General features: G+C 60.0%; 10 protein-coding genes and 1 pseudogene. 1 reads left to right on the top strand and 10 read right to left on the bottom strand.

Features of this window, described 5'->3' with window-relative positions:
- The 5 genes and pseudogenes from DBR24_RS17735 to DBR24_RS17715 all read right to left on the bottom strand — a co-directional run.
- A pseudogene (locus DBR24_RS17735) lies at positions 1–468 on the bottom strand (iron ABC transporter permease); the annotation flags it as partial.
- A 3-nt stretch (positions 469–471) separates the two neighbouring features.
- Positions 472–1,485: an iron ABC transporter substrate-binding protein gene (locus tag DBR24_RS17730; RefSeq protein ID WP_128615396.1), complete on the bottom strand. Its 1,014-nt coding sequence runs from the start codon at positions 1,483–1,485 to the stop codon at positions 472–474.
- A gap of 188 nt (positions 1,486–1,673) precedes the next feature.
- Positions 1,674–3,188 (bottom strand): glycosyltransferase family 39 protein, encoded by a 1,515-nt coding sequence (locus tag DBR24_RS17725; protein ID WP_128615395.1) that lies wholly within the window; start codon positions 3,186–3,188, stop codon positions 1,674–1,676.
- Positions 3,185–4,906 (bottom strand): lipid IV(A) 4-amino-4-deoxy-L-arabinosyltransferase, encoded by a 1,722-nt coding sequence (arnT, locus tag DBR24_RS17720; RefSeq protein ID WP_128615394.1) that lies wholly within the window; start codon positions 4,904–4,906, stop codon positions 3,185–3,187. The genes DBR24_RS17725 and arnT overlap by 4 nt, the downstream gene beginning before the upstream one ends.
- 299 nt (positions 4,907–5,205) lie before the next feature.
- The gene (locus DBR24_RS17715; RefSeq protein ID WP_367616124.1) at positions 5,206–5,748 is read right to left on the bottom strand and encodes a histidine phosphatase family protein; all 543 of its coding nucleotides are present in this window, start codon (positions 5,746–5,748) and stop codon (positions 5,206–5,208) included.
- Positions 5,749–6,204: 456 nt separating this feature from the next.
- Here DBR24_RS17715 and DBR24_RS17710 point away from each other — a divergent pair, with 456 nt between their 5' ends.
- Entirely contained in the window at positions 6,205–7,518 is a 1,314-nt protein-coding gene (locus tag DBR24_RS17710; RefSeq protein WP_128615392.1) for a HAMP domain-containing sensor histidine kinase, read from the top strand.
- Here the strand turns inward: DBR24_RS17710 and DBR24_RS17705 are convergent.
- From DBR24_RS17705 to DBR24_RS17685, 5 genes are all read right to left on the bottom strand, one after another.
- Positions 7,476–8,027 carry a membrane integrity-associated transporter subunit PqiC gene (locus DBR24_RS17705; RefSeq protein WP_123468836.1) on the bottom strand — a complete coding sequence of 184 codons (552 nt, stop codon included), beginning with the start codon at positions 8,025–8,027 and terminating at the stop codon, positions 7,476–7,478. The two genes, DBR24_RS17710 and DBR24_RS17705, sit on opposite strands and share 43 nt — an antisense overlap.
- A 16-nt stretch (positions 8,028–8,043) precedes the next feature.
- On the bottom strand, positions 8,044–9,699 hold the full coding sequence (locus DBR24_RS17700; RefSeq protein WP_128615391.1) for an intermembrane transport protein PqiB: 1,656 nt from the start codon (positions 9,697–9,699) through the stop codon (positions 8,044–8,046).
- A 178-nt stretch (positions 9,700–9,877) separates the two neighbouring features.
- Entirely contained in the window at positions 9,878–11,179 is a 1,302-nt protein-coding gene (locus tag DBR24_RS17695; RefSeq protein ID WP_128615390.1) for an FAD-binding oxidoreductase, read from the bottom strand.
- Positions 11,176–12,264 carry a polyamine ABC transporter substrate-binding protein gene (locus DBR24_RS17690; RefSeq protein WP_128615389.1) on the bottom strand — a complete coding sequence of 363 codons (1,089 nt, stop codon included), beginning with the start codon at positions 12,262–12,264 and terminating at the stop codon, positions 11,176–11,178. Before DBR24_RS17690 ends, DBR24_RS17695 begins: the two co-directional genes overlap by 4 nt.
- A gap of 158 nt (positions 12,265–12,422) precedes the next feature.
- Positions 12,423–13,781 (bottom strand): glutamine synthetase family protein, encoded by a 1,359-nt coding sequence (locus DBR24_RS17685; protein ID WP_123468828.1) that lies wholly within the window; start codon positions 13,779–13,781, stop codon positions 12,423–12,425.
- Positions 13,782–13,802 lie beyond the last annotated feature (21 nt).

Genomic DNA, 13,802 nt, shown 5'->3' with positions numbered 1-13,802 from the left:
GTACAAAAACGGAAAATAGGCAATCACCGACACCAGTACGCCGGCCGGCAACCCATGAATCGAGGGAATCAGACTGACCCAGGCGTAACTGTGAACGAACGCCGGCACCGCCAGTGGTGCCACTGCCAGCAATGACCACAGGCGTCGGCCGGGCAGGTTGCTGCGCTCGGTCAGCCAGGCCAGCGCGGTGCCCAGCAGGATGCACAACGGCAGGGTGATCAGCACCAGCAGCACGGTGTTGATCAGCAGTTCGGCCACGCGCGGGCGGAACACCATGGCTTCGATGGTTGGCCATCCGGTGTACCACGACACGCCCAGCACAAAGCCGATCGGCAGCAACGACAGCACCGATATGAAAACAGCCAGAGCGACCATCGACGACCGCCCGCGACCGTTGAGTGCGCGGGCGCCACGCGAGCGCTGGGCGGGGGCTGCCAAAACAGCCTTTGCCGGCAAGGTTTCCGGCATCACTTACAGCAGTCCGGCCTGGGTCATCAGTTCGACGGCCTTTTTGCTGTCGAGCTTCGAAGCGTCAACCTTTGGCGCATCGAGCTCTTTGAGCGGGACCAGTTTCGGGTTGGACGGGGCACCCTGGCCTACGGCGTATTCAAACGAACTGCCGGTGTGAAGAATCTCCTGCCCCTGTTTGCCGGTGATGTATTTGAGGAACTGCTGGGCTTCATCCTGATGCTTGCTCGACGCCAGGACGCCGGCGCCGGAAATGCTCACGAAGGCGCCCGGGTCCTGGTGCTTGAAGTAGTGCAGGCGAGTGTTCTTGCTGTTTTCGCCGGTCTTGGACTGATCGACGAAGCTGTAATAGTGGTAGATCACGCCGCTGTCGATTTGCCCGGCGTTCACGGCTTTGAGCACGGCGCTGTTGCCACGGTAAATGGTTGCGTTGGTTTTCATCGCTTTGAGCCAGTCCAGCGTGGCGGCTTCGCCTTTTTGCTCAAGCACAGCAGCGACAATCGCCTGGAAGTCGGCACCGGCGGGCGAGGCGGCCCAGCGGCCTTTCCAGGTCGGGGTGGCGAGGTCAAGCAGGGATTTGGGCAGGTCTTTCTCGCTCAACTTGTCCGGGTTGTAGACGAACACCGTGGAGCGTGCGGCGATACCGACCCATTGGCCGTGGGCCGGGCGGTAGGCGGAATCCACTTGTGCCAGGGTGGTCGCCGCCACCGGCGCAAACAGTTTGGCGTTATCGACCAGCACCATGGCCGGGGAGTTTTCGGTCAGGAACACATCCGCCGGTGAGGCCGCACCTTCCTGAACCAGCTGGTTGCCCATTTCCGTGTCGTCACCGTTGCGAATAGTCACCGGGATCCCGGTTTCTTCGGTGAATCCGGCCACCCAGGCTTTGGTCAGGGTTTCGTGTTGCGCGTTGTAGACCACCAGCCCTACTGAGTCTGCAGCGAAGGCGTGCCCGGCGCCGAATAACGCGGTGGCCAGCAGCGCGCGTTTCAAAAAGGATGGAAAGCGTGGGTTCATTCGGGCAGCTCCTGTTTTTAGACGTTATGAGCGAAACCTTCGCAGGCAACAATGCGAACGATTTGCAAGTATCGGGTCGCGGCAATGTAGGGTGGCAAATGAGAAAAAAACGTCAAAGAAACCGTTAATCCTTGTCATTGCCATTCAAATTGTCGCGCCCCGCCCCTTGTTGCTGTCTACGGCATCAATCAGGAACGGGGAATGTAGGCCACGCTCTGGTCTTCGCGTCCGTGGAATACCTGCTCGCCACGGGTGGGGGTGGTGATGATGACCTGGTGGTCCGTTTTCAGGTAGTCGAGCGGCATTGCATCACCGTTGCGGTACTGCGCAACGACAATCGTGCGTTGCGGATCCCAGTGTTCGCCACTGGTACGTTCAAGCCAGGTCATTAATGCTGCGGTATCGCCACTGCGCGGGAAGTCCTGGGTTTCTGTCACGTAATAGAACGGCGCGCCGCCGGTTTGCAGGTACATCGGGACTTTGTTGTCCACCTCGACCATGACCATGCGCCACTGATTCAGCGGTGCCTGTTCGCTGGCCTGCTGGCGAACCTGCTCGCCGAAACGGATAACGCCACCGCCGCTGTTGGTCCACGGGTAGAGCACACCCAGTATTGCGACCAGCAGCGCCGTGGCAACAGCAAAGCCGATTTTCAGCCCACGGCCTTCACTGTTGCGTTCGGCCAGGCGCCGGGTGACCCACCAGGCGCCAAGCAGTTGCGCGAACGGCACCAGCGGCAAGACGTAATAACTGCGACGACTGCCGCTGGCGGTGAAAAACAGCATCAACAACGCAAGCCCCTGAATCAGCCAGCGGGTATCCGGTTCGATGTGCTTCCAGTTTCGCGCGGCGACCCATAGTGCGATCAGCCAGCACGGAGCCCAGGGCAGGGTGTAGACCGGCAGGTAGATCAGGTAGGTGTAAATCGGCCCGAACTGGTCGAATGGCTGGAAAAACCGCACGACGTTCTCGCGCAACACCAGCCCCAGACCGCTTTGCTCGTAGGTGGGCGCGCCGTAGAAGTGCGACAGCACGAACGGCGTCATGTAAAACGCCCCGGCGATCACCAGCGCCGCGAGCAACCGCAGATTGAGGTGGCGTTTCCAGCGATGCTCACTGAGCAGGTGCGGCAGCAGCACCAGGCCCGGCAGAATGAAGCCGATCAAGCCCTTGAACAGCGAGGTCAGCGACAGCAAGCCGAAGAACACCACGTAGCGCCAGAATCGGCTGTCATCCGGCCCGCGCCAGTACCACCAGACCGCGGCGAGCACACCGCACACCGTGAGAATGTCGGCGGTGGCGACCCGCGCCCAGAACACGAAGTAGAAGGTGGTCGCCAGCATCCAGCCAGCGATCAGCCCGGTGCCTTTGCGAAACAGCTGTTCACCGAGCAGGTACACCAGCCACACGCTGAACCACGCGGAAATGACCGAAGACAAGCGCAACGACCAGTGCCCCAGGCCGCCGGTGAACCATGAGGTGGCGGTGATCAGCCAGTACGACAGCAGCGGCTTGTCGTAATACGGACTGCCCTTGAGGTACGGGTCGAAATAGTCGCCACTTTGCAGCATCTGCAGGGCGATGTTGGCCCAGCGGGTTTCAGCGCCCCAGAGTTCGCGACTGCCCAGGCCGAGCAGCAACAGCAAGGCAGTCGCCGCCAGCAGGAGCAGCAACGGCCCCCGTTCAGACTTGGTCTGGATCATGGCTGGCTCTGGTTAAAAATAAGGATTTCCAGTTGGCCACGACGGTAATGCTTACCGTCGATGGGCAGCAGTTCGAGTTGCTGAGCGTCCGAAGTGCTGTTGACCCGCATCACCACGCCGACCGAGCCTTTTTTGCGGGCGTCGGCCATCCACTGCGCAACACCGTCCAGACTGACCTTGCGCGAGGCCATGGCCGGATCATCGAGGCCGTACTTGAGCTCGCCAACGGTGTTGAACAGATCCACCTGCGGGCGTCCCAGGCGCCACGACAAGGCCGACGCAGCACCCAGATCGTTACTCAGCAACGAGGTGGTTGCGCTCAGTTCCTGCTGGTGTTCGGCAATGAACTGATCCGGCATCTTGCTGTTGACGACGGTCGCCGGCATGGCGGCCGGCAACAGCGCGACGAGCAGGCCGATGCCCAGCGCCGGCATGGCCCACAGCGCCAGTGGCCGCAAGGTTTGCAGCGAGCCGGCAATCAGCCAGCCGAGCAGCACGATGTAAGCCAGCGACAGGCTGAACATTTCGGTGTGTTCGTATACTTCGCGGGTTGCTTGCAAATAGATCAGCGCAATCAGTGCAGCAACAGCCAGCACCACGTTGACCGCGCCGTTGGTGCGCAAGACGCGAGCGTCCTGGCGATCGAGCCAGCCCATCAGTGTGTGGCCCATCAACAAGGCCAATGGCAGCAGACACGGCATGATGTAGGTCGGCAGTTTGCCGCTGCTGGCGCTGAAAAATGCCAGCGGCAGCACGAACCACAAGGCCAGGAAGCCGATTTTCGGGTCGCGCTTTTCGCGCCAGGCGCGCAGCAGTGTCGACGGCAACAGCAGTGCCCACGGCAAGGTGGAGGCAAACAGCAGCGGCAGGTAGAACCACCATGGGCGTGCATGCTGGGCGTCTTCACCGGCGGCAAAGCGGCGGATGTGTTCGTGCCAGAAGAAGAAACGCCAGAAGTCCGGTTCACGGGCGTGCACGGCCAGTGCCCAGGGGACGCTGACCAGAGCGGCCACCACAACAGCGACCAGGCCATAACGCACCAACTCGCCGAAACGCCGTTGCCAGATCATGTAGGGCAGGGCGATCAGCACCGGCAGCATCAGGGCGAGGAAACCTTTGGTCATCAAGCCCATGCCACAAGCCAATCCCAACAATGCCCAGCCGCCAATCCGCGCGCGCGGGGTGTTGCTGTCGATGGCAAACCAGATCGCCACCAGACTGAGGTTGACCCACAAAGTGAACTGCGGATCGAGGTTGGCATAACCGGCTTGCCCTGCGATCAGGCCAAAGCTCATATAAAGGAGGGCGCAGGCGGCGCTGAGGCGCGGGTTGTTCCACAGGCGTCGGGCCAGCAGATAGGCCAGCCACACGCTCACGCCGGTGCTGAGCGCCGAGGCGATGCGCACGCCGAACAGGTTTTCACCGAAGATGGCCTGGCCGATGGCGATCATCCAGTAGCCGGCAATCGGTTTTTCAAAGTAGCGAATGCCCATGAAGTGCGGCGCCACCCAGTTGCCGCTCTGCAGCATTTCCTGGCTGATCTGGCCATAACGGGTTTCATCGGGAATCCACAAGCCGTGGGTCATCAATGGCAGCAGATAAAACACCACGAAGGCCAGCACCAGCCCGGGGATCGCAAAACGCTCGATCAGGGTGCTCTGGTGGAGGCGCGGCAAATTCAACGCTGCATGGTGCAGCGGCTTGTTAATAGACGTCATGACTGGACCTTGGTGCAGTACAAAGTGTGCGTTTCAGTGACGGCCTGGCGATGTCCGTTGCAGGCGCGGCGCTGGGTTGAATGAATGCAGAGGCGAGCACGCCCGGTGGCGTGTCCTGTATTCAGAGAACGGGTTTGCTTCCAGCTTTAAGTTCTCCTTGCGAAGACAAGCTCGAAAATGAAATATTTCCAGTTTTCGAAACTAAAAAACATTTCTTATTACAAATGAGCAAATGCCAAGGCTCCAAATAGAGCCTTGCTTGCGAAATACCGGAAAGTTACGCAAAAAAAGCCCGCTGATTATTTGTTCAATTGTGGCCAGCCGTCCGGGTTCATGATGCCAATGACGTTGAGTTGACCCTTGGGATCAATTTGCACCAGCACTGCGCTGCCATATTCCGCAGCGACGGCACGGGGGTAGCCGGTCTGTTTTTCAAAGTCGCTGATGCAACCGCTGTGGGTCACCAGGATCATGTTTTGCCCGGGCGTCTTGTGCGCCACGACGTCATTGCGCAAGGTCGGGCCGCACACTTCCAGCCATTCCTGGGCTACGGCGTCGTGGCCGAACATGTAATGGGCGGTCTGCAGGGTGCGCGTCAGCGGGCTGCTGAAGACCTGGGTGTTCTGCAGCCCCAGTTGCGTGAAGGCCCGGCCGATGCCGGTTGCAGCAGTGCTGCCGATCTGGGTGATACCGTCTGCCGGCCCCAGGCACGTATTGGTCGAACGGTCGCAACGTTCGGTATGGCGCACCAGCGCGACCACCTCGCCGGCCTGCCAGGCTTTCACCCATTCCTGAGTGGCCGAGGCGCTGGCATAACGCAGGTTGGCGGGCGAGCGTTGCATCCAGGCGAAGCCGCAAATCAGTGCACTCAGCAGCAAGCCGACAGCGATCACCGCCCAGGTGCGCGGGCGAGACAGATCCCATCGTTTGGATGCCGATTGTATTTGTACTAATTCAACCACGACGTTGCCTCTTGTCATTCCCGAGTTCCATTCAGTTCACACGTAAAGTGCAACGTAAGCCCCAGGAGGAAGTTACTTTACGGAGATTTACTTGAATGGCTGCTGAACACTACGTCCACAGTCGTGGCAGAGCAGTGAAGAACATGTGAAAAATTTGCGAGGGCCACGGAGTTTTAACTAAAACGACTATTTGATAAATAAACTCAAATACTCATTTTGTTTATCGGTGCTACTTAACAACAGCGACGCTGGAGGCGAAGCTGCGCCCTTTGAGCAACGGCATCGTGCGCAAGCTGGCGTGTTGTTCTGATATCAGTACTGGAGTCATTGAAGCGGATGGACCTCAAGCAAAGCCTCGCCAACCGGATTGTGATCGTGTTCGCCTTGATGAGCGCTCTGGTTGCCGGTGTGTTCGCCATGGGCATTGTCGCCACCGTACATGTGGTTGAACACAAGCTGACCATGACGGCCCTGAGCGGCGGTTTACGCCGGTTGCTGGCGATGGACGACATCAACCAATGGCGGCATGAGCCGGAAAAGAGCGAATTGTTTTTTTTCGAGGACGGCCCCGGTCCCATGGCGCTGACGGAACCCCTGGCCAGTCTGCCCCTGGGATTCCAGGAAATCAGCTTCAACGGTGATGACTTCTACGCCATGGTCGACGCTGTCGGCGGTCGCAAATACGTGCTGCTGCGCAATCAGGAAAGCTTCGAGCAACGTGAGCACCTGTTGTTCGTCGTGGTGATCGTCGGTTTCATCCTCAGCGTCATGCTGGCCGTCGCCCTCGGCAGGCTGTTGGCGCGCCAGGTCATGGCGCCGGTGATTCGCCTGGCGCGTCAGGTTCGTCATCGCGATCAGTTGATCTCGATGGCCCCGGCACTGCAGCCCGACTACGCCGATGACGAGGTCGGGGCGCTGGCACTGTCCTTCGATCAGACTCTGGGCCGGTTGAGAGCCACCCTGAATCGGGAAAAGCTCTTCACCAGTGACGTGAGCCATGAACTGCGCACGCCGTTGATGGTGCTGGCCAGCTCCTGCGAGCTGTTGTTGGCCAATCCGTCGCTTGAACCACGTTCCACCGAGCAAGTCAGGCGCATAGCCCGGGCCAGCAGTGAAATGCGACAACTGGTCGAGACCTTTTTGATGCTCGCGCGCAAACCCGAAGAACTCGGAACTGCCGCCACGTGCACGCTCAAGGAAATCGCCGATGCCCAGGTGGAAGTCTGGGGACGATTGATCGGTGAAAAAGGCCTGGAGTTTGTCTATGAGCCGAAGCTGGCCGGTAACGGGCGCTATGACCTGACGCTCCTGCAGTCGGTGATGGGCAATCTGTTGCGCAATGCCTGGCATTACACCGATCAGGGTTTTGTGCGATTGACCCTGCTCAATGACAGCTTCGTCGTCGAAGACAGTGGCATCGGTATCCCCGAAGAGAAACGCCATGCCATGTTTCAACCGTTCGTGCGCGGTGATGAGCAGCGCGGTGAAGGCCTTGGGTTGGGGCTGTCCCTGGTGCAGCGAATCTGCAGCCATCAACAGTGGCAGGTGCAACTGGTGACCCGCGAGCCTAATGGCTGCCGCTTCACAGTCACGCTATCGCCGGCGATTCAAGAGACTGGCGGGCAGGCGCGGGAGTTGCCTGCCGCCTGACTGATCAAGGCCGCCAGGCGTCTGACATTGTTCTGCTGCGCGACCACCAGATCGTCAATCCCCGGACCTGACGGCGTTTGCAACGTGGAGCGACACGTCAGCAAGCTGTTGTCCGCCGCACCGCTGGGGCGCAGGCGCCATTTGACGTCGATCAGCCCGTACTGGCCAGGGATTGAATCGAACCGCTGCACGTCGATGCGCACCGAGACATTACCGTGACTGCCGGTATTGCTCAGTTGATCGCTGAGCGCGCTGCGCAACTCATCCGCCAGACTCGCGCCCCACCATTGGGTTTCCAGAATCGCCAGGCCGCTGTTGCCCTGGCGGATGACGATTTGCGGCCGGTCGACCTGCGGCGGCACCGTGATTCCCTCGATGGGGATCTGCGCGCCGGCCCGGGTGTTGGGCAATTGCACCGGGGTCAGGGTGTGAAAACTGATGGGGTCGCTGCGACACGCGCCGAGTAACAGGCACGCGGCGAGCACGGTGATCTTCAACGGTGCAGCCATGGACTGACTCCTGTGCTCAATTGCGCGGTGGCCCTTTCAGATCCAGCGGTGCGGCGTTGTCGGGACGACCACGGATCAACGATTCCGGATGCCGGCCGAGATAGTCCGACAGCTCCCGCAGCGAGCGCGACATGCGCCCGAGTTCATCGAGGGTTTCGGTGAGTTTTTCACGCTGTGGCGAATCTTCGGCCAGGGTCGAACTGGCGGACTGCAAGGTTTTGCTCACGTCGGCCAGGGTGTTCTGCACGCCCGGCAGGGTTTTCGCGTTGAACTGCGTCAGGCTTTTGCGCAGCTCGACCAGATTGCTGTCGAGGTTACCGGCAATGCGTTCAACCGGCAGTTTGTTGAGCTTGTCGACCATCGCTTCGAGCTTTTCCTGCAGTTGTTCGAGACTGCCGGGAACGGTCGGCAAAACGACCGGGCGAGCGCTCGGATCGAACGCGACTTTCTCCGCTTTCGGGAAGAAGTCCAGCGCGATGTACAACTGGCCGGTCAGCAGGTTGCCACTGCGGGCCTGGGCGCGCAGGCCATTATCGACGAAGGTGCCCAGCAGACGGATGCCGGCGGCTTCGTCGTTGGGGTCATGCTTGAATTCGCTGAGCATCTTTTTATAGGCCTGACCGAGACGCTGCGGATAAATGACGATGCCGACGTTGAGGGGGAACGTGCGTTTTTTCGCATCGAAATCCAGGTTGATGCCCACGACCCGGCCGATTTCCATACCGAGGAACTCAACCGGCGCATCGACCTTGAGTCCGCGCAACGACTGGTCGAAACGCAACACCATGTATTGCGCCTTGCCGTTCGGCGGGGCGAGGGCGGTCTGCTGGTCGGCGAACAGTTCGAAATCCCTGTCGTCGGTGGCGGCCACATCGTTGGGGCTGTAATCCGGGGCACGGAAGGCAATACCGCCCACCAGCAGGGTCGACAGCGATTCGGTCTTCACGGCGAAGCCGTTGGCACCGACATTGATGTCGATGCCACTGGCATTCCAGAAACGGGTGTTTTCGGTGACGAACGCGTCGTTCGGCGAGTGAATGAACACCTCGATATCGACCCCTTTGCCTTCGGGGTTGAGGGCGTAGGTGACCACTTGGCCGACCGGAATCTTGCGGTAGTAAACCGGAGAGCCGATGTCCAGTGAACCGAGGTCCGGTGCATGCAGCATGAAGCGCTTGCCGGGTTCGCCATAGGTGATCGGCGGCGGATTCTCCAGACCTTTGAAGTGCTTTGAATGGCTATTGGACTGGCCGATGTCGGCACCGATATAGTCACCGGAAAGCAGGGTGTCGATGCCTGAAACACCGCCGGCGCCAATGCGTGGGCGCACCACCCAGAACTGTGAATCTTCGCGAGTGAAAGTTTGCGCCTGTTTGGCCAATTTGATGGTGGCGTCGACGCTTTTCTGGTCGCCACTCAACTCGACGTCCGTCACCTGACCGATGACCACGTTGCGGTATTTGACCTCGGTCTTGTTGGCCGTCAGGCCGCTGCCGGTCTTGAAGTTGACGATGATCGTCGGGCCTTCCTGCATCAGGTTGTGCACCACCAACGAAATGCCCACCAACACTGCTACGATCGGGACGATCCACACCAGCGAAATGCTGAAGCGTCGGGTTTTGATCGGGGCCTGGCCCGGTGCTCGCGGCTCATCGACGGCTGACGACTTCATCCAGGTCCTCCTTGGTTTATTGGGCACACTGAGCGTCAGGAACGCAAAAGCACTTCATCAATATAGAAGTGCTTGGCGATAGAGCAAATGTGTATAGCTCGCGAGCTGCGGAACAGCGTGAGGGGGCAGTGATTTGTGGCGAGGGAGCGAGCTCCCTCGCCACAAGTACGACATTGCGTCAGCCGAGGATTTCCCGCAGGCGATACCAGAACATACCCAGTGCCAGCAGCGGCGAACGCAGGGCCGGGCCGCCGGGGAACGTCATATGTGGCACGCCGCTGAACACATCCATGCCCTGGCTGTGCCCGGCATGAATGGCTTCGCCGAGCAGCTTCGCGCACCAGTGCGTCACGTTCAGGCCATGCCCGGAATAACCTTGGGCATAGAACACGTTCGGATGCTGTTTGAGCCGGCCGACCTGCGGGAAGCGGTTGGCGGTGATGCCGATCTTGCCGCCCCACTGGTAGTCGATGCGCACGTCCGCCAGTTGCGGGAAGACCTTGAGCATTTTCGGTCGCATATACGCGGCGATGTCCGCCGGATCGCGTCCGGAATAATGACAGGCGCCGCCGAACAACAAGCGCCGATCAGCCGAGAGCCGATAGTAATCGAGGCCGACTTTCTGGTCGCACAGCGCGAGGTTATGCGGAATCAGTTGCCGCGCACGTGCTTCGGACAGCGGTTCAGTGGCGATGATGTAGCTGCCGGCGGGCAGCACTTTACCGCTGAGTTGCTGTTCGAGGTCGTCCAGGTGCGCATTGCAACCGAGCACCAGACTGCCGGCGCGCACGCTGCCGCCCGCGCAGCGCACTTGCACGGTTTCGCCGTGGATGATTTCCAGCACCGGGCTCTGCTCGAAGATGCGCACGCCGAGTGAAGCCGCCAGGCGGGCCTCGCCCTGGACCAGATCCAGCGGATGCAAGTGACCCGAGCCCATGTCGACCAGACCACCGGCATACCCATCGGCATTGACCACCTGCTGACGGATCTGCTCGGGGCCAACCAGGCGGGTTTCGTGGGCATAGCCAAGTTCGCCCAGATCGACTTGCTCTTGCTCGAAGGCTGCGAACTGCGCGGGCGTGTTGGCCAGCTCGCAGAAGCCCCAACGCAGGTCGCATTCGATAACGTTATCGGCGATGCGCTGGCGCACCAGCTCCACCGAGTCGATCCCGGCACGGTGCAAATAGCGCACGCCCTCCTGACCGACATATTTTGCGAAGCCGTCCACTGCATGGCCGATGCCGCGGATCAACTGGCCGCCATTGCGCCCGCTGGCCCCCCAACCGATCCGCCGGGCTTCGATCAACACCACCGACAGCCCGCGCTGAGCCAGTTCAATGGCGGTGTTGACCCCGGTGAAACCGCCGCCGATCACGCAGACATCGGCACTCACATCGCCGTCCAGCCTGAGGTAAGGCGTGCTCGCCCGAGCCGATGCAGCGTAATAGGAGCGCGCGTGTTCTTCGGTGTACTGATTCATTTGTTCGACTTCACTTTGCTCCAGGAGCGAGTCATCAAACGCATGATGGCCTGGGGCGGGGTAGAGGAGATGTAGAGCTTGTCGAGCACCGCTTGAGACGGATAAACCTCAGGGTTATTGACCAGCTCCTGATCCATGTACTGCTTGGCGGCCGGGTTCGGGTTGGCGTAACCGACCGAGGCGCTGACCTTGGCGATCACTTGTGGATCGAGCAGGTAATTAATGAAGGCGTGGGCCTCTTTGGCATTGCTCGCGTCGGAGGGAATGGCCAGCAAGTCGAACCAGAGGTTGGCACCTTCTTTCGGGATCGCGTAGGCGATATTCACGCCGTTCCTGGCTTCCTTGGCGCGGTTGGCGGCCTGGAACACGTCGCCGGAATAACCGAACGCCACACAGATATCGCCGTTGGCCAGGTCGGACACGTATTTGGATGAGTGGAAATAGGTGATGTACGGGCGAATGCTCAGCAGTTTGGCTTCGGCCTTTTTATAGTCTTCCGGGTTTTCGCTGCGCGGGTCCAGGCCCATGTAGTTAAGGATCGCCGGGAACACTTCATCGGCGGAATCCATCATCGACACGCCACACTGGGTCAGTTTTTTCAGGTTTTCCGGCTCGAACAGCACGGCCCAGGAATCAATGTGGTCGATGCCCAGCACCTCCTTGACCTTGTCGACGTTGTAGCCGATGCCGTTGGTGCCCCAAAGGTACGGCACCGAGTGCGCGTTACCCGGATCGTTTTTTTCCAGCAGTGCCAGCAGTTTCGGGTCGAGGTTTTTCCAGTTCGGCAGCTGCGAGCGATCCAGTTTGAGGAAGGCGCCGGCCTTCACCTGACGCGCGAGGAAGTGATTGGACGGCACCACCACGTCGTAGCCGGTACGGCCGGCGAGGAGCTTGCCTTCCAGGGTTTCGTTGGAGTCGAAAACGTCGTAGATCACCTTGATGCCGGTCTTGGCCTGGAAGTCGGCGAGGGTGGTTTCACCGATGTAATCGGTCCAGTTGTAGACGCTGACCTGGGGCTGGGCCAGTGCGGCGGCGCTGCACAACAACGCCAGTGCAGCGGGGACCATGGATTTCAACAGACGCATATCGACACCTCTTTGAATTATTGGATTTTTCAGGCGTTTCACTCTTCCTGTGGGAGCCGGGTGTGTCCGCGATGAGAACGGCAGCCTCGACATCATTTTTGAATGTGCCGCCGCCATCGCGGGCAGCCAGCTCCCACAAGGATTTGTGCAGATCTGGTTTAAACGCTCAGCATCAGGAACTCACGCTCCCACGAGCTGATCACGCGCTTGAAGTTTTCATGCTCGGCGCGCTTCACCGCGACGTAGCCGCGCACGAATTTGTCGCCCAGGTATTGCGCAACGGTTTCGCACTCTTCCATTTGCGTCAGCGCGTCTTCGATGGTGATTGGCAGGCGCAGGTTGCGGCGTTCGTAAGCGCGCCCTTGTACCGCAGCGCTCGGCTCGATGCCTTCGACCATGCCGATGTAACCGCAGAGCAGGCTCGCGGCAATCGCCAGATACGGGTTGGCATCAGCGCCCGGCAAGCGGTTTTCCACGCGCATCGCTTCAGGGCTGGAGGTCGGCACACGCAGGCCGACGGTACGGTTTTCTTCACCCCATTCAACGTTGACCGGCGCCGAGGTGTCCGGCAGGAAGCGGCGGAACGAATTGACGTTTGGCGCGAACATCGGCAGCACTTTCGGGATGTACTTCTGCAGACCACCGATGTAGTGCAAGAACAGCTCGCTCATCTGCCCGTCGGCGTTGGCGAACACCGGTTTGCCGGTGGCGATGTCCACCACGCTCTGGTGAATGTGCATGGCGCTGCCCGGCTCGTCGCCGATCGGCTTGGCCATGAATGTGGCGGCGACGTTGTGCTTGAGCGCGGCCTCACGCATGGTGCGTTTGAACACGGTGATCTGGTCGGCCAGGTCCAGGGCGTCGCCATGACGGAAGTTGATTTCCATCTGCGCCGGGCCGTCTTCGTGGATCAGCGTGTCGAGGTCCAGGCCTTGCAGTTCGCACCAGTCGTAGACGTCTTCGAACAACGGGTCGAATTCGTTGGCGGCGTCGATCGAGAACGACTGCCGGCCACTTTCCGCACGGCCCGAGCGCCCCAGCGGCGCCTTGAGTGGCAAGTCCGGGTCTTCGCAACGCTGGGTCAGGTAGAACTCCATTTCCGGGGCAACAATCGGCTTCCAGCCTTTGTCGGTGTAGAGCTGCAGAACTTTCTTCAAGACGTTGCGCGGCGACAGTTCGATCGGGTTGCCGAACTTGTCGAAGGTGTCATGGATGACGATTGCGGTCGGCTCAATCGCCCATGGAATCACGTAGACCGCATCGGCGACGGGCTTGCAGACCATGTCGATATCGGCCGGATCGAGCAGGTCGTAGTAGATGTCGTCGTCGACAAAATCCCCGGTTACCGTTTGCAGCAGCACACTTTCCGGCAGGCGCATGCCTCGCTCATGCAGGAACTTGTTGGTCGGTGCGATCTTGCCGCGGGCAATGCCGGTCAAGTCGCTGACCACACATTCGACTTCGGTAATCTTGTGATCTTTCAGCCACGTGAACAGCTGATCGAAAGGGGCATTCATAAAGACCTCGTTATTGGTTTT

Source organism: Pseudomonas sp. HMWF006 (genome assembly GCF_003061205.1).
Classification (GTDB): Bacteria; Pseudomonadota; Gammaproteobacteria; order Pseudomonadales; family Pseudomonadaceae; genus Aquipseudomonas; species Aquipseudomonas monsensis.
This window is presented reverse-complemented; position numbering and strand designations above follow the sequence as displayed.